The organism is Phosphitispora sp. TUW77 (genome assembly GCF_048453025.1).
Classification (GTDB): domain Bacteria; phylum Bacillota; class Thermincolia; order Thermincolales; family UBA2595; genus Phosphitispora.
Genome location: NZ_CP156677.1, coordinates 495,901 through 515,787 on the forward strand (window position 1 = coordinate 495,901; position 19,887 = coordinate 515,787).

The 19,887-nt window shown below is 42.5% G+C and carries 19 protein-coding genes and 1 tRNA gene; 17 read left to right on the forward strand and 3 right to left on the reverse strand.

Features of this window, described 5'->3' with window-relative positions; all coding sequences use genetic code 11:
• The first annotated feature begins 6 nt into the window (after nucleotides 1-6).
• The 6 genes from moaA (at nucleotide 7) to groL (ending at nucleotide 4,778) form a co-directional block, all read left to right on the forward strand.
• The gene (gene moaA, locus ABFY19_RS02350) at nucleotides 7-984 is read left to right on the forward strand and encodes a GTP 3',8-cyclase MoaA (protein ID WP_418791668.1); all 978 of its coding nucleotides are present in this window, start codon (nucleotides 7-9) and stop codon (nucleotides 982-984) included.
• A 15-nt stretch (nucleotides 985-999) separates the two neighbouring features.
• On the forward strand, nucleotides 1,000-1,488 hold the full coding sequence (gene moaC / locus ABFY19_RS02355) for a cyclic pyranopterin monophosphate synthase MoaC (RefSeq protein ID WP_418791669.1): 489 nt from the start codon (nucleotides 1,000-1,002) through the stop codon (nucleotides 1,486-1,488).
• Entirely contained in the window at nucleotides 1,485-1,919 is a 435-nt protein-coding gene (locus ABFY19_RS02360; protein ID WP_418791670.1) for an MOSC domain-containing protein, read from the forward strand. Before moaC ends, ABFY19_RS02360 begins: the two co-directional genes overlap by 4 nt.
• Before the next feature lie 85 nt (nucleotides 1,920-2,004).
• Nucleotides 2,005-2,493: a MogA/MoaB family molybdenum cofactor biosynthesis protein gene (locus ABFY19_RS02365; protein ID WP_418791671.1), complete on the forward strand. Its 489-nt coding sequence runs from the start codon at nucleotides 2,005-2,007 to the stop codon at nucleotides 2,491-2,493.
• Nucleotides 2,494-2,832: 339 nt separating this feature from the next.
• A complete protein-coding gene (gene groES / locus ABFY19_RS02370; RefSeq protein WP_418791672.1) occupies nucleotides 2,833-3,120 on the forward strand; it encodes a co-chaperone GroES in 288 nt (95 codons plus the stop codon).
• A 32-nt stretch (nucleotides 3,121-3,152) separates the two neighbouring features.
• Nucleotides 3,153-4,778 carry a chaperonin GroEL gene (groL, locus tag ABFY19_RS02375; RefSeq protein WP_418791673.1) on the forward strand — a complete coding sequence of 542 codons (1,626 nt, stop codon included), beginning with the start codon at nucleotides 3,153-3,155 and terminating at the stop codon, nucleotides 4,776-4,778.
• Nucleotides 4,779-4,811: 33 nt separating this feature from the next.
• Here the strand turns inward: groL and ABFY19_RS02380 are convergent, their stop codons facing one another.
• Nucleotides 4,812-6,230, reverse strand: a complete 1,419-nt coding sequence (locus ABFY19_RS02380) for a HEAT repeat domain-containing protein (RefSeq protein ID WP_418791674.1) — start codon at nucleotides 6,228-6,230, stop codon at nucleotides 4,812-4,814.
• 191 nt (nucleotides 6,231-6,421) lie between these two features.
• Between ABFY19_RS02380 and ABFY19_RS02385 the strand changes: the two genes are divergently transcribed.
• Nucleotides 6,422-7,513, forward strand: coding sequence for an HD-GYP domain-containing protein (locus tag ABFY19_RS02385; protein WP_418791675.1), 1,092 nt, complete (start codon nucleotides 6,422-6,424; stop codon nucleotides 7,511-7,513).
• 37 nt (nucleotides 7,514-7,550) lie between these two features.
• Here ABFY19_RS02385 and ABFY19_RS02390 read toward each other — a convergent pair whose 3' ends face one another.
• Nucleotides 7,551-8,054: a hypothetical protein gene (locus ABFY19_RS02390; protein WP_418791676.1), complete on the reverse strand. Its 504-nt coding sequence runs from the start codon at nucleotides 8,052-8,054 to the stop codon at nucleotides 7,551-7,553.
• 127 nt (nucleotides 8,055-8,181) lie between these two features.
• Between ABFY19_RS02390 and ABFY19_RS02395 the strand changes: the two genes are divergently transcribed.
• The 10 genes from ABFY19_RS02395 (at nucleotide 8,182) to guaA (ending at nucleotide 17,715) form a co-directional block, all read left to right on the forward strand.
• A tRNA-Thr gene (locus tag ABFY19_RS02395) sits at nucleotides 8,182-8,256 on the forward strand.
• A gap of 143 nt (nucleotides 8,257-8,399) precedes the next feature.
• Entirely contained in the window at nucleotides 8,400-9,158 is a 759-nt protein-coding gene (locus ABFY19_RS02400) for an SDR family NAD(P)-dependent oxidoreductase (RefSeq protein ID WP_418791677.1), read from the forward strand.
• Nucleotides 9,159-9,272: 114 nt separating this feature from the next.
• Nucleotides 9,273-9,932 carry an HD domain-containing protein gene (locus ABFY19_RS02405; RefSeq protein ID WP_418791678.1) on the forward strand — a complete coding sequence of 220 codons (660 nt, stop codon included), beginning with the start codon at nucleotides 9,273-9,275 and terminating at the stop codon, nucleotides 9,930-9,932.
• 382 nt (nucleotides 9,933-10,314) lie between these two features.
• Complete coding sequence (locus ABFY19_RS02410) at nucleotides 10,315-11,019, forward strand: hypothetical protein (protein WP_418791679.1); 705 nt, start codon at nucleotides 10,315-10,317, stop codon at nucleotides 11,017-11,019.
• A 141-nt stretch (nucleotides 11,020-11,160) separates the two neighbouring features.
• On the forward strand, nucleotides 11,161-12,096 hold the full coding sequence (locus tag ABFY19_RS02415; protein ID WP_418791680.1) for an AAA family ATPase: 936 nt from the start codon (nucleotides 11,161-11,163) through the stop codon (nucleotides 12,094-12,096).
• Between the two features lie 71 nt (nucleotides 12,097-12,167).
• Nucleotides 12,168-12,629 (forward strand): hypothetical protein, encoded by a 462-nt coding sequence (locus tag ABFY19_RS02420; RefSeq protein ID WP_418791681.1) that lies wholly within the window; start codon nucleotides 12,168-12,170, stop codon nucleotides 12,627-12,629.
• A complete protein-coding gene (locus ABFY19_RS02425; protein ID WP_418791682.1) occupies nucleotides 12,617-13,396 on the forward strand; it encodes a DUF58 domain-containing protein in 780 nt (259 codons plus the stop codon). The genes ABFY19_RS02420 and ABFY19_RS02425 overlap by 13 nt, the downstream gene beginning before the upstream one ends.
• Nucleotides 13,383-15,500 (forward strand): transglutaminase TgpA family protein, encoded by a 2,118-nt coding sequence (locus ABFY19_RS02430; RefSeq protein WP_418791683.1) that lies wholly within the window; start codon nucleotides 13,383-13,385, stop codon nucleotides 15,498-15,500. Before ABFY19_RS02425 ends, ABFY19_RS02430 begins: the two co-directional genes overlap by 14 nt.
• Before the next feature lie 66 nt (nucleotides 15,501-15,566).
• Entirely contained in the window at nucleotides 15,567-16,106 is a 540-nt protein-coding gene (hpt, locus tag ABFY19_RS02435; protein WP_418791684.1) for a hypoxanthine phosphoribosyltransferase, read from the forward strand.
• 67 nt (nucleotides 16,107-16,173) lie between these two features.
• Nucleotides 16,174-17,715, forward strand: a complete 1,542-nt coding sequence (guaA, locus tag ABFY19_RS02440) for a glutamine-hydrolyzing GMP synthase (RefSeq protein ID WP_418791685.1) — start codon at nucleotides 16,174-16,176, stop codon at nucleotides 17,713-17,715.
• 79 nt (nucleotides 17,716-17,794) lie between these two features.
• Here guaA and ABFY19_RS02445 read toward each other — a convergent pair whose 3' ends face one another.
• Nucleotides 17,795-19,759, reverse strand: a complete 1,965-nt coding sequence (locus ABFY19_RS02445) for a S8 family serine peptidase (protein WP_418791686.1) — start codon at nucleotides 19,757-19,759, stop codon at nucleotides 17,795-17,797.
• Nucleotides 19,760-19,887 lie beyond the last annotated feature (128 nt).

Consider the following 19,887-nt stretch of genomic DNA (forward strand, 5'->3'; position numbering starts at 1 on the left):
ATTTAAATGGATGATGTATTCCAACGTAATATAAATTACCTTAGGATATCTGTTACTGACAGGTGTAATCTCAGGTGTGTCTACTGTATGCCTGAAGAAGGTGTTAACCTGATAGAACATAAAGAAATTTTAAGCCACGAGGAAATCATTAAGGTGATTAAAAGTGCGGTCATGGTAGGAATCAGGAAAATCCGTTTTACCGGTGGAGAGCCGTTGCTGCGTAAAGGAATTACGTCTCTTATTGCTGGGGTTAATGAAATCCCAGAAATTGATGATATCGCGCTGACTACCAATGGAATATTATTGCCTAAAATGGTGCTGGAACTGAAAGAAGCCGGGCTGAAAAGGATAAATATCAGTTTGGACACTCTGGTGCCGGAGAAGTTTTACCGGATTACCAGGGGCGGCAGTTTGGCTAAAGTTTGGCTTGGCATAGAGTCTGCCCTGGACGCCGGTTTTGAGCCGGTAAAAATAAATACAGTAGTTATACGTGGTTTTAATGATGATGAAGTATATGATTTTGCCGAACTAGCTGCCAAAATGCCGCTAAATGTTCGTTTCATTGAATTGATGCCAATCGGTGTAAGTGATTTAATGGACTGGACAGGTTTTGTGGCAACTGCTGAACTATTAGAAAGACTTCTTGCCAGATACAATTTAGTTCCTGAAAAGGTTGCCGGGAACGGGCCGGCTAAATCATACAGAATACCTGATGCTCCGGGGACGATAGGATTTATTAGCCCTATCAGCAATCATTTTTGTGCTCTCTGTAACAGGTTGCGCCTTACTTCCGAGGGGCAGCTGCGTCCGTGCCTCCAATCTCCGCTTGAGATTGACTTGAAGACCCCTTTAAGGTCCGGGGCCACTCCTGAGGAACTGGCTGAGGTCATCAGGTTTGCCATTAACAGTAAACCTGAAAAGCATAATATGGAACAAACAGGCTGGAAGGGAAACAGGCGTATTATGACCCAGATAGGGGGTTAGACAGGAGTGAATTCCATGAGTGATATAACACATTTTAATAAAGATGGGCGGGCCAGGATGGTAGATGTGACCGGCAAAAGCGATACTATTAGGGTTGCCGTGGCCAGAGGGGAAGTCAGGATGAAGCCGGAAACCTTAAGGGCTGTCAGGGAAGGCGGAATTACCAAGGGTGATGTCTTGGCAGTGGCCCAGGTTGCCGGGATTATGGCTGCCAAGAGGACAGGTGATCTTATTCCTATGTGTCACCCGCTGTTTTTAACTGGGGCGGACCTGGAATTTATACCGGACGAAGCAGGATCGAGGATAGAGATTCAGGCTACGGTCCGCACAACCGGCAAAACAGGTGTGGAGATGGAGGCCTTGACAGCGGTTGCGGCCGCTGGGTTGACTATTTATGATATGTGTAAAGCTATAGATAAGGATATGGTAATTGGAGAAATCAGACTGCTCGAAAAAACCGGCGGTAAAAGCGGCCGGTATGTGAGGCAGGGTGAACAAGGATGACAGGAAAAATTGTAGCAGTTTGTACCAGTGGAAAAAAGGGTATGAGGAAAAAGAATATCGGTGAAGGAATGCTGGTCCCTGACCACGGGCTTGAGGGTGATGCCCATGCAGGGGAGTGGCACCGTCAGGTAAGCCTTTTGGCTCTTGAAAGCATCAAAGAAATGCGGGCCAAGGGACTTGATGTAAATCCAGGGGACTTTGCCGAAAACCTTACCACAGAGGGTTTAGTGCTGGTTAATCTGCCTGTGGGGACGAAATTAAGGATTGGCACTGAGGCTTTGGGAGAGGTAACCCAGATTGGCAAGGTATGCCATAACAAGTGTGCTATATATTATCAGGCCGGTGACTGTGTGATGCCTAGGGAAGGGATTTTTATTAAGGTACTCAAGGGAGGCCCGGTAAAAGTAGGAGATATAGTTGAATTAGCATAAACGCCGTTAAGACGTTTTATCCGGGTATTCCGGAAAGAAGGGAGGGATGCAGGGTTACAGGTGCTACTGTGATTCTGCATAATTCATGTATAAAATTGGAATCATCACAGCCAGTGACAAAGGGAGCCGGGGTGAGCGGGAAGATTTAAGTGCCGGTGTGATTCGGGAAGAAGTTGCTAAAATAAACGGGGAAGTTCTGGAATATATAGTTGTTCCTGATGAACGGGATATTATAAAGGACAAGCTTATTGAATTTTGTGATGTAAAAAAACTTGACCTTGTATTTACTACTGGAGGCACAGGGTTCAGTCCCAGGGACGTAACCCCTGAGGCAACCCTTGCGGTGGTTGATCGGTTGGTTCCGGGACTACCTGAACTGATGCGCCGGGAGGGGTATAAAGTAACCCCAAGGGCCATTCTTTCAAGAGCGGCAGCAGGAATCAGGAAACAGACCCTGATTATAAACCTTCCCGGCAGTCCCAAGGCTGTCCGTGAAAATCTGGGCTGGATACTCGATGCCTTGCCTCATGGACTGGATATACTTAAGGGGACAGATTCGGAGTGTGCCAGGTAAGAGCTGCTGTTATTGACGGCTAGGCAGTATTTGAATTTCTTGAAAAGTACTGGAACAAATGTATAAAATTATCTCATAATGGAAATTAATATTTTGTAGGAATTTTGTAGGATTGTAAGGAGATAGTTGATTTTGATAAAATAGATGATAATGGAAGAAAAATAAGGTAAGATTAACCTAAAATGAGATTATGGACTAAAACACTGTAATTTTGCCGATTACAGGAAGTTGATTTTCCAATTCTCATTTTATATTATAAATAGTGTATTAGCACTCAACCATGTTGAGTGCTAACAAATTAAAAAATTTTTAAATCTAATAAAGGAGGGGGCTTTATTTATGAAAGTAAAACCTTTAGCTGACAGAATTTTAGTAAAACCTTTGGCTGCTGAGGAAAAAACCGCAAGTGGTATTGTACTTCCCGATACCGCCAAGGAAAAGCCGCAGCAGGGAGAGGTCCTGGCTGTAGGGACTGGTAAGCTTCTGGAAAATGGTCAAAAAGTAGACTTGGAGGTTAAGGTTGGTGATAAGGTTATCTATTCCAAGTATGCAGGCAATGAAATCAAAATTGATGGCGAAGAATGCATGATTATGAGTGAAAGAGATATCCTGGCAATTGTTGAATAACAGTTAAAAAGTTTCGAGGAGGTTGATTGATTTTGGCTAAGGAAATTTTATTTGCAGAAGAAGCACGTCGTGCTCTGGAAAATGGTGTAAACCAGCTTGCAGAAGCTGTGCGCGTTACGCTTGGCCCTAAAGGTCGGAATGTTGTTTTAGACAAAAAATTCGGTTCCCCGTTGATTACCAATGACGGTGTTACTATCGCCAGGGAAATTGAATTGGAAGATCCATTTGAGAACATGGGCGCCCAGCTTGTTAAAGAAGTTGCTACGAAAACCAATGATGTGGCCGGTGACGGTACCACTACAGCAACAGTGCTGGCCCAGGCAATTATTCGAGAAGGTCTGAAGAACGTTGCTGCCGGTGCTAACCCGATGATTATTAAACGGGGTATTGAAAAAGCAGTTAAAGTGGCAGTTGAAGAAATAAAGAAAATATCCAAACCAATCGAAGAAAAGAATGCTATCGCCCAGGTTGCTTCAATTTCAGCAGGTGATGACGAGATTGGAAACCTTATTGCAGAGGCAATGGAAAAGGTAGGTAAGGATGGGGTTATTACAGTAGAAGAGTCCAAGGGATTTGTAACCACCCTTGATGTGGTTGAAGGGATGAATTTTGACCGCGGTTACATTTCACCTTACATGATTACCGATACTGATAAAATGGAAGCGGTTTTAGATGAGCCATACATACTTATTTGTGATAAGAAGATTGGCGCTATTGCAGATGTCCTTCCAGTGCTCGAAAAAGTTGTTCAGGCAGGCAGGCCGCTGATGATTATTGCTGAGGATGTTGAGGGTGAAGCTCTGGCTACTCTGGTAGTAAACAAACTTCGCGGTACATTTACTTGTGTAGCAGTTAAGGCACCTGGTTTCGGTGATCGCCGTAAGGCTATGCTTGAGGACATTGCGATTCTTACCGGTGGTCAGGTTGTTTCCGAGGATGTTGGTATGAAGCTTGAGAATACTACTATTCAACAGCTTGGCCGGGCCCGTCAGGTCAAAGTTAAAAAAGAAGAAACCGTCATTGTCGGGGGAACCGGTGACCAGGAAGAGCTTAAGAAAAGGATTGCCCAAATCAAGACATTGATTGAAGAAACTACATCTGATTTTGATCGCGAAAAGCTTCAGGAGCGTTTGGCCAAGCTGTCCGGTGGTGTAGCTGTTATTGAAGTTGGTGCAGCTACCGAAACAGAGCTGAAAGAAAAGAAACTGCGTATTGAAGATGCTCTTAATGCTACCAGGGCTGCTGTTGAGGAGGGTATTGTTCCCGGAGGCGGCACTGCGTATATCAATATTATTCCTTCCCTTGATGGAATTGATGCTGTTGCTGAAGTAGCTACAGGTATCAAAATTGTAAAAAAAGCGCTGGAAGAACCGGTTCGTCAAATTGCTAACAATGCCGGACTTGAAGGCTCAGTTATTGTAGAGAAAGTAAAAGCACAGCAACCGGGTATCGGTTTTAATGCCGCTACCGAAGAGTATGTTGACATGATTGCAGCAGGTATTGTTGATCCGGCTAAGGTAACACGTTCAGCACTGCAGAATGCTGCAAGTATTGCAGCTATGCTCCTGACAACTGAGACTGTGGTTGCCGATAAACCCGAAAAAGAAAGCCCAATGCCCGCAGGAATGCCTGGCGGAGGAATGCCGGGAATGATGTAAAAATAAGCCCTCACAATTTGTGGGGGCTTTTACTTACTGCATTTCCATCAGTTCGGTTGCTTCCTTCATAAGCTCTTTGTCATTACTGGCAAGGGCTTTTGCAATAATCGGCTTCAGGTATGAAGGGTTACCTGTATAAGCGTAAAGTGAGTCAATGATTCGTAGTTTATCATATCTGGGAACCTGATCAAATAATTGACAGATGAAATTCATCGCTTTTTTTGAGTCCAGTGCTGCTGCTGCTTTCATTGCCTCAAGCCTTACTCTGGGGTTTTTGTCCAGGCACAGCATCTGAAATGTAGGCAGAAGTTTTGGATCTAACAGCGTTCCCAGTGCTTCTGCAGCCCGGACTCTGACAATAGTTGCCTTATCATCAAGGCATTGTTTAAGGATGGTCTTCCGTGTCCGGTGATAGAACCGCCCTATGCCATGGACGGCCGCTTCCCGTACATATTTGATTGGGTCTTTAAGGCCCTTTAGGAGATAGTTCCTAATATCGTTTAAATAACAGTTTGCTATAAATAGCATGGCTTTTTTACGTATATCCGGGTTAGGGTGAGAAAGTTTGGGAATAATTTCGGGCAGAGCATGTTTTTCCATGCTGAGCAGTCCGGTAAAGGCACAATCGCATCCTTCAGGTTCAGTAAAATATATATACAGCAGTATATCAAGAACTTCATTTTTGCCGGTTTTGCCAAGGAGCTCACATAGATACTCCAGAGTATTTATATCAAGGGACTTGAATTTTTTGAAGAGATCAAAGACCAGATTATATCCATTATCCCCTAGTTTGATTAGTGTTTTGAAAAGGTCATAGGCAAAATAGTCATCAACAAATTGCTTGCCATCGGGACCTGTTTCCAGAACGAGAAACCTGTTTTTTAATATAGGTATAACGCTTTTGTCTTTTGATTCTCCGAGGGCAATAATTGCTTTCAGCACATTATAAACATTATCATCATCCAGTCTTTTCAGTATATGGGGCACCAACAGCGGATCTGGGTAGAGAGTTGCTGATAGCAGGGCATTCCATCTGATGTTATGGTGGTCATCCATAAGATATTGGATTATTTTCGCAGGATTTTCAGTAATTCCGTTTCTTTGGCGGCAGAAAGCCACCTGTTTGTGGTGGCTGTTTTTATATATAATAAATTTATGGCCCGGAAATAGTTCCGGCAGTTTCTTTTGCCAGACTTCGGCTACTTTAGCTGCCAATGCTTCAAAGGTTTCCAGGTTCAGGGTAATTCCGGCAAATTTAAATATATCCTCTTTGGCAAAATCGAGGTGTTCATGTGTGGTAAACAGTTCATATGCGGTCGGGTTGTGCCGGATATATCCGTTATCCCAAACAACATCTGAATTAATACAGTTTTTTAACTCTTCATAATCAAGAGAACTTAAGTTATCCAAATAATTTTCAAATGATCGCGGGGTTTTCCAGTATCTAGACAAACCAATCTCCTCCCGGTTGCACTTTATAATCTACTTCGGCGGATTATTCCTTTAACCTCCAAGGTTAAAATTGTTTTTCTTATTGATTAACTAAGCTTCTTTTTGGTCTAGCTATGAATAATTATAATTAAAGCAGGATTTAGAGATGTTTGGCAGAAATATTTAAATAATTTGTCCACTAGGTGAGGGCTATGAAAAGATTGCCTGCTGAAAAGGTTGAAAAGGGAATGGTTATAGGAAAGGCCGTTTGTGCTTCTGACGGTTCTGTTTTGCTTACCCCCGGAACAGTTATTAATGAATATCATTTAAAGCAATTGTCCACTTCTCATGCAGAGTATGTTGAAATATTAGAACCGGGGAGCGTGATGGTTCATACACTTTATGCAGCAGCCGAAGATGAATTTACCAAATTAGAAATTACGCGAGCCATAAAAAGCATTTTTAAGGAAATTACTTTATCGAGTCAGTTTAACAAGGGGATAATTAAACGTACAGTAGACAATTTGCTGCGGATGGTTTTAAAAGATAAAGCGGTCCTTCTGCACCTTACAGAAGTTAGGGAACGCGACTCTTATATATTTGGACATTCTCTCAATGTTTGCATGCTGTCACTAATATTGGGGGTATTTCTTAAACTGAGGAGAGGGCAGCTCAAAAATCTGGGTATAGCAGCACTGCTTCACGATGTGGGAAGGGTTAGGGTGCCAAAGCATATTTTATATAATCCCAGTTTGCTGACTGAAAAGGAATTTGAAGAAATCAAAAAGCATACCGTTTACAGTTGTGAAATTATTAGTGAGTGTGACCACTTACCTGAGGAGGTTACTCTTGCTATCATGCAGCACCATGAGCGGTTGGATGGTTCCGGATATCCTGAGGGTCTAAAGGGGGATGAGATTGGACTGTTTGCCAGGATACTGGCTGTAGCGGATGTTTTCGATGCTCTCCTGGCAGATCGGCCTTTTCGTCGAGCCTTTTTCCCTCATCAGGCCGTGGATATCATTATTAAATCAACAGGTCAGTTTGATCCTGAAGTCCTCAAGATTTTCATAGAAAATGTGGCTATATATCCTGTAGGCAGCGTGGTTTCTCTAAATACCGGTGAAACCGGGATAGTTGTGGATGTTAACAAGGGTCAGCAAACCAGGCCTGTGGTACGGGTAATGTATGACCCAAATGATGTTAAAATACAGTCCATAAAAGAAATTGACCTGTCCAAAAACCCTGAGACATTTATAACCAGGATACTCAGGGAACAACAGGTAAAAAATATTATTGGATAACAATAGCAAAAAATAATACTGTATCCAGAGTATGTTTTTATTTAGCAAATGCGCCCCCGCTTAGGCCAAGTACAGACATAGCATCACTTACCTTGACTTGTGATGTGTTTGCATGATTATCTTTGTAGAACATGTCCAAGGCTTCAATAAACCACTCAGCATCCCGGCATACTTTAACTCCGGTAAGCTCCCAGTTGGATAGGGCTCTTTTGACAACATCCAGTTTTTCGTTTTCTGACATAACCAGCCAGGCTTTGCCGTCAATCTGTCCGGGGATTTTATCAAGCTCGACATCAGATGGCAGAGGTTCTTGCTTAATATGAGTTTGCTTATTCCCGGATTCATAAATATCGGAAACCAGTGAGTTGTTATCGGAAACCGATTGTCCTGACGGAGTGTTTGCCCAGGTTAACACTATCAGTATAAGTGTAATTATGCCGACAATAGTTAGAGATATGATGCTAAACCTGGACCAATTCGTATTATTGAGTTGTTTCCGGGAAGATTTGTGTTTAGTATGTTTATTTTTGGCCGCAGTCACTAGCATACCTCCTGTTAATATGTATCTTTATATTAACATATCTGAGTACTCCATTCCAACAGAAAATTGTCCCTGTTGCCTTAGGAGATAATGTTTGCTATAATATTTGTTGCAGCAAATTAATGACGCCGAAGTAGCTCAGTGGCAGAGCAACGCACTCGTAATGCGTAGGTCGAGGGTTCAACTCCCTTCTTCGGCTCCAGTGTAAACCTTACAACCGCAAGTGATTGCGGTTTTTTGATTTATGTGGCAGAGAATAATTCATTAGAAGCATATTTGGATAACATCTCCAATAAAATTTATATAAACAACAACAGAAAGAGACTAAGAATGGAGGTTATCATTGTGGATTTAGTTAAGGGGAAAGTGGCAATAGTAACTGGCGGCGGTCGTGGTATTGGTCGAGGAGTGGTTTTAGCCTTAGCAAAGGAAGGTGCTAAAGTAGCAATAGCTGAATATGACCCGGATACTGGTATCTCTACTGCAAATGAAGTGAAAGAATTAGGTGCAGAGGCAATCAGTGTGCAATGTGATGTTACTAAGCGTGATCAGGTTAATAAAGCAGTTGAAGAAACTATAAAAGCATTTGGTACTGTTGATATATTGGTTAATGTTGCACAAGCTTGTACCCAAAAATCTTTAGAAGAGCATACCGATGCTGATTTTGACTTAGCATTAAAATCTGGACTTTATGGTACTTTCTACTTCATGCAGGCAGTATTTCCATATATGAAGGAAAAAAATTACGGAAAAATAATTAATTTTGCTTCAGATGCCGGCTTGGTGGGGATGATAAACCAAGCTGCCTATGCCTCTACTAAAGAAGCTGTGCGAGCCTTAACAAAGAACGCAGCCAATGAATGGGGTGTTTATGGAATACGTTGTAATGTGCTTTGCCCGCTTTCTATGACTCCTGGTGTTGCGCAGTGGAAAGAACACTTCCCAGATCAATATAATGAAGTTACCAATAAAGTCCCTCTAAGATACTGGGGAGATTCTGAAAAAGATATTGGACCGCTAGTTGTTTTCTTAGCAAGCAATATGTCAGATTATATGACGAAACAAACTATCGCTATTGACGGTGGTTCAGCTGTAGTTCGCTAAGGGAATAGCTTTATTTTTTACTTGTTTTATGATAATATATTTTGTATTAAACAAGTGTACCAATTTTGGTAAGTCATTGCGGTTTTTTGGTGTAAATACACGGGAGGGCTTATCTTGATAGTTCTTAATGATATTAAGAAAGACGCCGAAATAGATTCATATTTTCAGGCTATTAATGTTTTCCTTGGTGAAATGGGCGCTATTGTTCATGATTATGAGCATTCCATTACTGTGGCTGAGAACAGTAAGCTTATTATGGAATCCTTAGGATATCCCCCAAGGGAAACACAATTGGCAGAAATAGCCGGGTATTTGCACGATATAGGAAATGTTATTAATAGATATGACCATGGCAGAGTTGGGGGAGTGCTGGTATTTTCTTTTCTGCTTCGAATGGGCATGGAACCGGAGGAAATAGCAGCAGTTGCGTCTGCAATAGGAAATCATGAGGAACAAACCGGGAGTCCGGTGAGCAGCGTAGCTGCCGCGGTTATTATTTCCGACAAAGCAGATGTACACCGGGCCAGAGTAAGAAAAACCGATTTTTCCGCATTTACCACAAGAGATCGGGTGAACTATGCTGTGGAGGATAGTCGCCTAAAGATTGATCCTAAACAAAGAAAGATTACTATGGAGCTTACAATTGACATTGAAATTAGTTCAGTAATGGAGTATTTTGAGATTTTCCTTACTCGGATGATTTTATGCCGTCGTGCTGCCAGTCATCTGGGATGTGAGTTTGAACTCCTTATTAATGAGGCTAGGTTTTTATGAACCATGCTGCAGTTTGAACCACATATGCTGGAGATAAAGGGTGTTAAGCTAACATAAGTTCGTAACCCTTCTTTGTCAAAGTCAAATGACAAAGGAGGGTTTGTTTTTTCAGCGAAATGTATGATTTGCCGTATTAACGGTCGGAATCAGGCGCTGAAACAATAAAACATGTTGTAATGACACAAAATAGTATTCCATATGTCGTAGATATATGATAAAGTTTAATGTGAAAGTATTAGTGTTATAGGTACAGGATTAAAAATATTAATTTAACAGGCATGGAGAATTTTTTATATAAAACAAGAATATATTATACAAAACCAGGATGAAAATATATTAACTGTCAAATAAGACCCTATCATAATAGGAGGAGGGGATCGCGGTGCCAATCAAAGGCAGAAATACAGCCGTCAGGTGGCTTATTTTTGTTTTCCTGTTGGTCACCTGCCTAGGTACAGCTAAACATTACCTGTTTCCGACAGATCCTGACAGCCCTCCCCGGGAAGTTATTGGTAAAGCCCTGAAAAACACGGAGAAAGCAAAACAGTATGAATATACTATAAAAATGTTTACAACTATCGATGGCACGGAAAAGCAGGTCAGTGAGGTTCAGGGTCAGCGTGAAAGCCTTGAACGTATCCATATTAGTGGCCGCATTTTTAATTCTGAAGTCGAATTTTATTTATATGATAATGATACTTATACTAAGGACCAGCTTACCGGTGAATGGATTAAGCTTACCGGTAACCAGCTTAATCAGCAGGAGATTTTTATGGCAGAGCTGAATCCTCTGGCAAGCTTTACTTATAAAGAACTTGAACAAGCTGCCTTTGATGGTTCTGAAGGGAACGGACCGGGAAAACTACTGGTTTATTCAGCTCTCCCGGTTGTTGATAACCCTTATATGGAGACACTTTGGAAGGACTTCAAATATAGATTTTGGCTGGAACCCCGCAGCTTGTTTATCCATAAGGGAGAGGTGACTGCGGTCAGTAAAAATGGTTCTGCAGATAAACTTCGGCTGGTAGTTGAACTGCGAAATTATAATAGTAATATTAAAATAAATCCTCCTGAAGTTAAACAATAAACCGTCCTTAGTGGCGGTTTTTTTATTAAAGGAATATCTAAACTTTAGAGGAATTTGATGGAATATGTCGAAATTCAGTATATAATAGTGTATAAATTTCATTTCATAAGTTTTATTTCATAAATTTTGTGGAGGTAATATATGAATGCTATTCGGGAAATGCTGGAAAAACTGAGGCAGAATATTCATACTGTTATTGTTGGCAAAACAGAAGTGGTTGAATTGATAATGATTTGTCTATTATGTCGCGGACATATGCTGCTGGAGGATGTACCTGGAATGGGTAAGACAATGTTGGTACGAACCCTGGCCAAGTCTCTGGGATGTGCTTTTAAAAGGATTCAGTTTACTCCTGACCTTTTGCCATCAGATATTCTAGGTGTTTCCATATATAATCAAAAAATTCAGGAATTTGAATTCAGGCCAGGACCGGTAATGGCTCAGATTGTCCTGGCAGATGAAATTAACCGTACTTCGCCGAGAACTCAGGCGAGTCTGCTTGAGTGTATGGAGGAAGAACAGATTACCATTGACGGGGTCAGTTATAAACTGCCCAGGCCGTTCTTAATCCTGGCGACACAAAATCCTATTGAATATGAGGGTACCTTTCCCCTGCCGGAAGCACAGCTAGATAGGTTTCTTATCAAGGCACACCTGGGTTATCCTTCATATGATGAAGAAATGGAAATCCTTGACCGGCTGGAGAAAAGACATCCTATTGCTGAAATCATACAGGTTTTTGACCTTGCCGAACTGCTAAACCTTCAGGAAAAAGCAGCTAATATACATATTGAAGATTCACTTAAGAACTATATTGTTAATATCGTTCAGGTTACCAGAAACCATCCTGAAGTATCACTTGGAGCAAGTCCACGGGGTTCCTTGGCTCTGTTAAAAACGAGTAAGGCCAAGGCTGGTCTTGCAGGACGGGAGTTTGTTATTCCAGATGACATCAAGTCCTTGGCAGGCGCCACACTGGCACACAGGATAGTGTTAAAGCCAGAGGCATACATTAAAGGAAAAAATCCTGAAGACATCATAAATGAAGTGTTGGCACAAGTTCCTTTGGATATATAAAGTAGGTTAAAGCAGGTGGGTTTTTAACGTACTTATTCGGGCAAGGTCGTTTTTTCAGGGTGGGGGTTCTAATGGATATTGGCACAATTATAAAAGCTGTTATCTGGTTGGGGTTGGTATTCCTTTATGCTCTGTCGGCCGGGGGGAAGGCCCCCTATTTTGTTTTTTATACCAGCCTAATTATCATTGCGGCCGGTTTTGTATGGTCTTTAATTAGTCGCAGAGTCAGTGCATATTGCTATACAGAATCTCTTACTACACAGGTTGGGACAAAGGTGAAATTCATTCTGGAGATTGAGAACCTTTCCGGTTGGCCTGTGCCATGGGTTCAGTGTTGGGTGCGAATGCCGGCTACCTTTGACTTGCCGGATAATTTGGTGTGCTATACTTTTTCCTTGAAGCCGCATGAAAAGAAGGTTCTTAATGAAGAGCTTGAATGCAGGCAGCGGGGACGATTTGGTTTGGGAGTATACTGGTTCGTACCGGAGATATTTTTGGGATATTTACCAGTTCGAGGTATATGGGAGAAATGAAATATCTGGTGGTTTTGCCGGAAATTTATGACCTGGGTGATGACATAGGGATAATTTATTCTCAAGGATTAGACATGAACCCTGGTTCAATCAGGAGAGGACGCAGTGGCAGTGAATTTATTGGAGTAAGGAAATATGATGCCGGTGATGGCATTTCAAGAATTCACTGGAAGGCTTCGGCAAAGTCGCAGAACTTGCTGGTAAAGCAATTTCAAGAAAGTAATAACTATGCTTTTATGATAATTTTTGATGCTAAAATGGAACACCATATGGGCAGTGGAACTCAAAGCAGCCTTGAAAAAGCGGTAACCCTTGCTGCCTCGCTGGCTGCGATGGGAACACGAAATAACTTTGGAATAGGAATTGCTTTCTGTGGCGCCGAAATTACTCAAGTACCAATAGGTTATGGTAAGGGCCAGTTTAGCATGATTTTGGAAACATTAGTTGGTGTTCAGACCGGAGCAGGCCCTGATTGCTGGGAAAGGTTCGGTGACCCTGTTTTTGCCGGAAAGAGGTGTGGCATATATTTTATAACAGGTCATATTGACGGCAATATGGTGGACACATTAATTAGAATGATGAGCCAAGGCCGGGAAGTTATACTTTTTCTGTTAAAACTGGAGAGTTTCGGAGGCCAGGGCATCATGGCCGAAGACAGGCAAAAAGCAGTGCTTCGCTTGAGGGCTGTGGGTATATCTGTGGTTATGGTTGATAGGCAAACCGACCTGCGTTTACTGTTTAGGGGGTTGGAGTATGGCAACTGCTAAAGGGGTTAAAGGAAGTGCACTGCTGCTAATACTGATTTTTGGTTATCTGGAAACTTTACGCCGGGCAATTTTTTATTCCTTTGGATGGTCTGGATATGGGCAAGCTCTGACAGTAATGGTGCTGTTAGTATTGACTTGTCAATTTATCAATTATTATTCTCCCTCAGAACTCAAGAGGAAGTTGATAGCGATAATGTCTTTCTTGTATGCCGTTATTGTTTGGTATATCAATCGTTCTTGCGGGCCTGCGGAAATTTCTTTGGTCGAAGAGATCTTATTTGGCCTGCCTCATTTTCAGCTTGGTTCTATTAGTCCTGAATATTTCGGGGCTTTCTGCTTTTTTGTTGTTTCATTTTATGCCCTTCTGGCGTTCCTGATTACCAGCTATATAATTGAAACGAAGAACACAGCAGAGATGTTTTTTTTCGGCTTCTTTCTACTAAGTGTATTAATGATTGTATTAGGAGAAAGTATTCTGGAATATGTGGTTTTAAATATTTTTTTTAGTATGGGACTTCGAATTCAGATATATCTATTGGAAACAGAAAGTGATTTTCGGGTGAGACAAGTTCAGGGAGCAGGAGTCAATATCCGGTTCTGGAGTTGGATAAGCTTGCTCTTTGTAATTGTAATCGTATTGGCAGCATTAATACTTCCGCCTTTAAGACCAAGTATTAACCTGCTGTCCTCCGGAAACAGGATTGCCATGCTTGTTACTGGTAATTCTACTGGAACAAAACAAGCAGCTTCAGGCAGTTATGATTTATTCTGGAAACGGTGCGAAAACTTTGATTTAAAGGGAGAAGTAGTAATTGAAAACAAATTGGTTATGTATGTCAAGTCTTCTCAGCCATTTTACTGGCGTGGTGACACATCAGACTTCTACACCGGGCAAGGCTGGCAGAACACCCTTTATCCCTGGAGAGTTGATAATGGCGAAATTCCCAACCCGTACTCACGTATTGTGGGAATGGATAAGATTGAACAGGTATTTTCCCTGGCACCGGGGGTCAGCTCAGAGGTAGTTTTCAGTTCCGGAATTCCCGTACAGGTACAACTGCAGGAAGAATACCTCAGTATTGATGCCGGTGGCAATATATATTTAGCCGGGTTGAATTTAGGAGGTACGTACAGGGTTATATCCTATATTCCGGAACGTGACGAGGCTAAGCTAAAAGACAGTACTGCAGAATATCCTCTTGAAATAAAGAAACTTTATCTACAGCTTCCCCAGGATATTCCTGAACGTGTCGGCAGACTGGCTGCAAAACTTACCACACATGCTGAGAATCCATATGATAAGGCCGTTATAATTGAAGATTACATTTCTTCAAATTATCCTTATGATCTAGCTGTTAAGCCAGTTTCTGGTTCACAAGATGTGACCGACTATTTTCTGTTTGAACTGAAAAAAGGATATTGTACTTATCATTCTACCGCAATGGTGGTAATGTTGAGGTCATTGGGGATCCCTGCAAGATGGGTCAAGGGTTTTACCTCAGGCATTTTAAATTCTGAAACAGGGGTATATGAGGTATGTATGAATGATGCCCATTCCTGGGTGGAGGTTTATTTTGCCGACTATGGCTGGGTACCTTTTGATCCTACTCCGTCTGTAATTGGTGGAGAGACCGGGACTTCAGCAGATGCTATTCTTGCAATAACAAACACCTCAAGTCATGAAGCGGAATTCCAAGGACTTTCCCCTGAGGAGATTATAAATTCCAAAGAGGAAGGAGTTTCGTGGCTGCCGGTACTGGTACTTGCTGTTATTATTGCGGCAGCTGCTGTCGTGTATTATTTGTACCGAACCCGAAATATATTTAGAATAGGGACAGGAGATTTAATCAGGGACATATATATTTCACTTGTTGAAATATTAAATCGTAAGGGATATCCCAAAAAGCACAATCAGACTCCCCTGGAATATGCTCAGGATTTATCTGATAAGCTGCCTGATGATTATAGCAGCATTTTCACAATAACCAATGCTTATCTTGTGGATAAATATGGAAAAAGAAGGTTGGGCAGAGAAGAGTTGGAGGAGGTTAGGGCGGTTTGGCTGGACCTGGTAAAAAAGTGGACGGAAAAGCCTGGGGATTGACAATAGGCCGGTTACTCTGCTATGCTTTGATATGTAGTATTGCAGAAAAGTTTTGGAGGTAGATTAATGCAAAACGATGTTTCAAAGTGCCTTATTTCCAGGGAGCAGATTGCTGAAAAGGTAGTCCAAATGGGACAGCAAATTTCCAGGGATTACAGTGGCAGAGAGTTGGTTGTGGTTGGCATTTTAAAAGGTGCTGTGATTTTTTTGTCAGATCTTGTCAGGGAGATTTCCATACCCCTGTACATTGATTTTATGGCCGTTTCCAGTTATGGTTCCTCTACTGAGTCTTCGGGAGTAGTAAGAATCCTGAATGACCTTGACATGAGCATAGAAGGAATGGATGTGCTGATAGTTGAGGATATAGTGGATACCGGTCTGACTTTGAAATACCTTATGGAAATCCTGAAAAACAGAAAAGCCGCTTCAGTTAAAATCTGTACACTGCTGGAGAAGCCTGCCCGGAGAAAGGTTGATATTAACATAGATTACAATGGATTTGTAATACCAGATGAATTTGTAGTTGGCTATGGCCTGGATTATAATAACAGATATCGTCACCTTCCGGGGGTTTATGTGCTTAAGAAAGAAGTATATACAAGTTAGAGGAGCAAGTTAGAGGGCGCTAGCGCTATAGAGAAAATATAAGATTATTGAGGGAGGATACAAGGGGATGTCAAGAGATAAAGAACTGGTGCTGGTCATTGATTTCGGCGGCCAGTATACTCAGTTGATTGCCCGGCGCATCAGAGAGTGCAGGGTATATTGTGAGATAATTTCTTATCGAACTCCTGCCGCAGAAATTGCGGCAATGGGACCAAAAGGCATAGTACTTTCCGGAGGGCCTTCCAGTGTTTATACGGAAAATGCTCCTGTCTGTGATAAGGATATTTTTAACCTTGGGATACCTATTTTGGGTATTTGTTACGGGATGCAGCTTATGTCCCAGGTTTTGGGCGGCAATGTCAGCAGGGCTGATAATCGTGAATATGGAAAGACAAAGCTTCAGGTCCTTGAAAAGGACAGCCCTCTCTTTAAGGGACTTCCCGAAACACTTCAGGTATGGATGAGTCACGGCGACTTTGTGGCGGCGCCGCCGCCGGGATTTAAAGCTATAGGACGTACCGCCAGCACCCCTGTGGCAGCTCTGGGAAGTGATGAAAAGAAATTATATGGAGTTCAGTTTCACCCTGAAGTTGTCCATACTCCTGAAGGTCAGCGCATGTTGGAATTTTATCTTTTTGATGTTTGCCAATGTTCAGGAAACTGGACAATGGAGTCATTTATTGAACAGACTGTTAGGGAAGTTAGGGAAGCAGTCGGTGACAAGAAGGTGCTTTGTGCTTTGAGCGGAGGGGTGGATTCCTCAGTAGCTGCAGCCCTTGTCCATAAGGCAATCGGAGATCAACTGACATGTGTTTTTGTAGACCATGGGCTGCTGAGAAAGGATGAAGCCAAACAGGTGATTGAGACCTTCCGTAACCAGTTCCACATTAACCTAATTGCTGTAGATGTTTCGGAGAGGTTTCTGGACAAGCTTAATGGAGTAACTGAGCCGGAACAGAAAAGAAAAATTATCGGAAACGAGTTTATTCGCGTATTTGAGGAAGAGGCCCGTAAACTCGGTGAAATAAATTTCCTTGTTCAGGGCACACTGTATCCTGATGTTGTTGAAAGCGGTACAGACACCGCTGCTGTTATCAAATCACATCACAATGTAGGCGGTCTTCCTGATGATATGGAACTTGAGCTTATTGAGCCCCTGAAATGGCTGTTTAAGGATGAGGTTCGCCTTGTCGGGGAACAACTGGGGCTGCCGGAACGAATTGTTTGGAGACAGCCTTTTCCAGGTCCTGGCCTGGCTATAAGGATACTGGGTGACATTACTAAAGATAAATTGGATATCTTACGAGAGGCTGATGCTATCCTTCATGAAGAGATTATCAAGGCAGGCCTGTATCGAGAAATTTGGCAGTTCTTCGCTGTCCTTCCGTCCATGCGTTCAGTAGGTGTCATGGGGGATGAGCGGACTTACAGCTATACCTGTGTGCTGCGTGCTGTTACCAGCCATGACGGGATGACTGCCGACTGGGCCAGGATACCGTATGATGTATTGGAGAGCATCTCCAACAGGATAGTGAATGAGATAAAGGATATCAACCGTGTTGTATATGACATTACCTCAAAACCACCGGCAACTATTGAGTGGGAGTAGGTTTTACAAAAAAAGGACTGACTCATTAGCTATGAGTCAGTCCTTTTTAAGTTGTATGCATTTATCAAGCATACTCGTTCTATTTTACAATAAAAGTAGTAGTTGCATTGACTTCTGAACCATTCCATGAGGAATTTGCGTTCACCGTATATGTTCCCTTAACGGAAGATTTCAATACCCTGTATGAGAACATCACTTGACCATCTGCGTTGGTTGTAGCTGCACCGCTTGCTACACTGCCGGCCGGATTTGTAACGGTAACATTAATCGCAGCCCCGGTAACCGGGTTAGTCTGATCTGTCAGTAAAATGGTGATATAAACCCAGGCATTACCTGTATATTCAGCTTTGTCGGTACTGACAGTCAAATTGAGTTCACTGACGGGTGCCGGTGTAAAATAAGCAGTTGCTGTTTTATCGGCATCCATAGTAATGGAAGTTTGTGCATTAGATATGTCAACCCCATTAATAACCCATTTTTCAAACACATAACCGGAAGCTGGCTCAGCCCTAAGGGTAACTGTTGCCCCTTCTTCATAAGTATAGGTTCCTGATGCTGGCACAGTTGTTCCTTCTCCTACTTGGGCTATTGTGAGAGCATAAGAAAGTTTAGCCGGTAAAGTAAAGTCTTGTGTAGTATTGACATCTTTATTTGCAATCACGTCTATTGTCTGCGCAGAATACCCCGCAGCGGAAGCGGTAACACCATAACTGCCCACAGGCACACCGACTATTTGGTAATAACCATTGCTATCTGTTGTTGCAGACAATGAGGTGTTTTCCACAACAACCGAAGCTCCGGAGATGGCAGATCCATTTGCGTCAGTCACTGTTCCATCTATACTGCCGGTATCAGCAGGAATGAGTCCTGCTGCGGCTGCAGCAGCAAGATCGGCACGTACCAACCCATAACCCTGATAATATATGGAAAGACCGATATTTTCCGCTGTATTATGAAGTATATCTCTTACACCGGTATTACCCAGGGTCGTATTGGCTGCCCAAACCTGTGCTGCGACTCCCGTTACATGGGGTGATGCCATAGAAGTCCCGCTGGCATACCTGTATGTGCCATCAATCCATGTGCTGTATATGTTTACACCGGGGGCAATAAGCTCAACATCTGGGCCGGTACTGGAAAAGCTGGCCCTTTTATCATTAATGTCTGAGGCTGCCACTGCCATAACAGAAGCATATTTTGCCGGATAACCGACTGTATCGCCTTTGCCCTGAGGGTTGCCGCTATTGCCGGCTGCAGCTACATGCAGTATTCCGCCGGCATATGAATTATCAAAGGCATCTCTAACCTGAGTTCCCGGGTCAACAGAGCTGCCATAGCTATTGTTGGTAACTTGAATCCCATTGGCAGCACACCAGTCCAGGGCTGCAATAATGTCGCCGAAGTTACCGCTGCCCCCCTCAAGTGCTTTAAGTGCATAGAGCTCAACAGCCGGAGCTGCGCCTACCACGCCATTTTCATTGCGCGCCGCTGCAATTGTACCGGCTACATGGGTCCCGTGCCCATCAATATCCAGAGGGTCATCATCTTGGTTAACGAAATCATAACCGCCCTTGTAAATTGCGGATAATTCGGGATGCCCATAATCAATACCAGAATCAATAATGCCTACTTTTATGCCGGTTCCTAAATAACTCTGGCTGTGTGCAGTGCCTTCTCCAATTCTAACCATTCCCCAAGTTTGGTTTAACTCTTCTTCAAATGTACCTATTGCATAGGCTTTTACATCTGGTTCAATTATTTTGATTTTTGGATTTTTGCTAAGCGCCTCAACCGCTTGTTCAGGCAATTCGGCAGCTATTGATGGGATTATTTTGTAAGTGTGTTTCACAGACCCGCCCAAGCTGCGAACCAAAGCTTGTTCAGCTTTGCCGGGCTTTTCCTTAAAGCCGATTAGGACTTTGACTTTATCAGGTTTGCCTGCTGCCCCGGCTTCGGCAGCACCAACCGGAGCCATTCCGACTAGTAGTGAAGCAACCAGGAAAAAGACTAAGCTTATGCTTAAAATTGAACGTTTTAGTTTCATACCTTTAACCACCTATCTTACATTTTAAATGTGTGAAAATTTTCAGACTTCCGAACTACACCTCCCTTATTTCAATACTTCTATTATACTGCAATATTAACTGCAATTAAATAGAAATAGTACTCAAA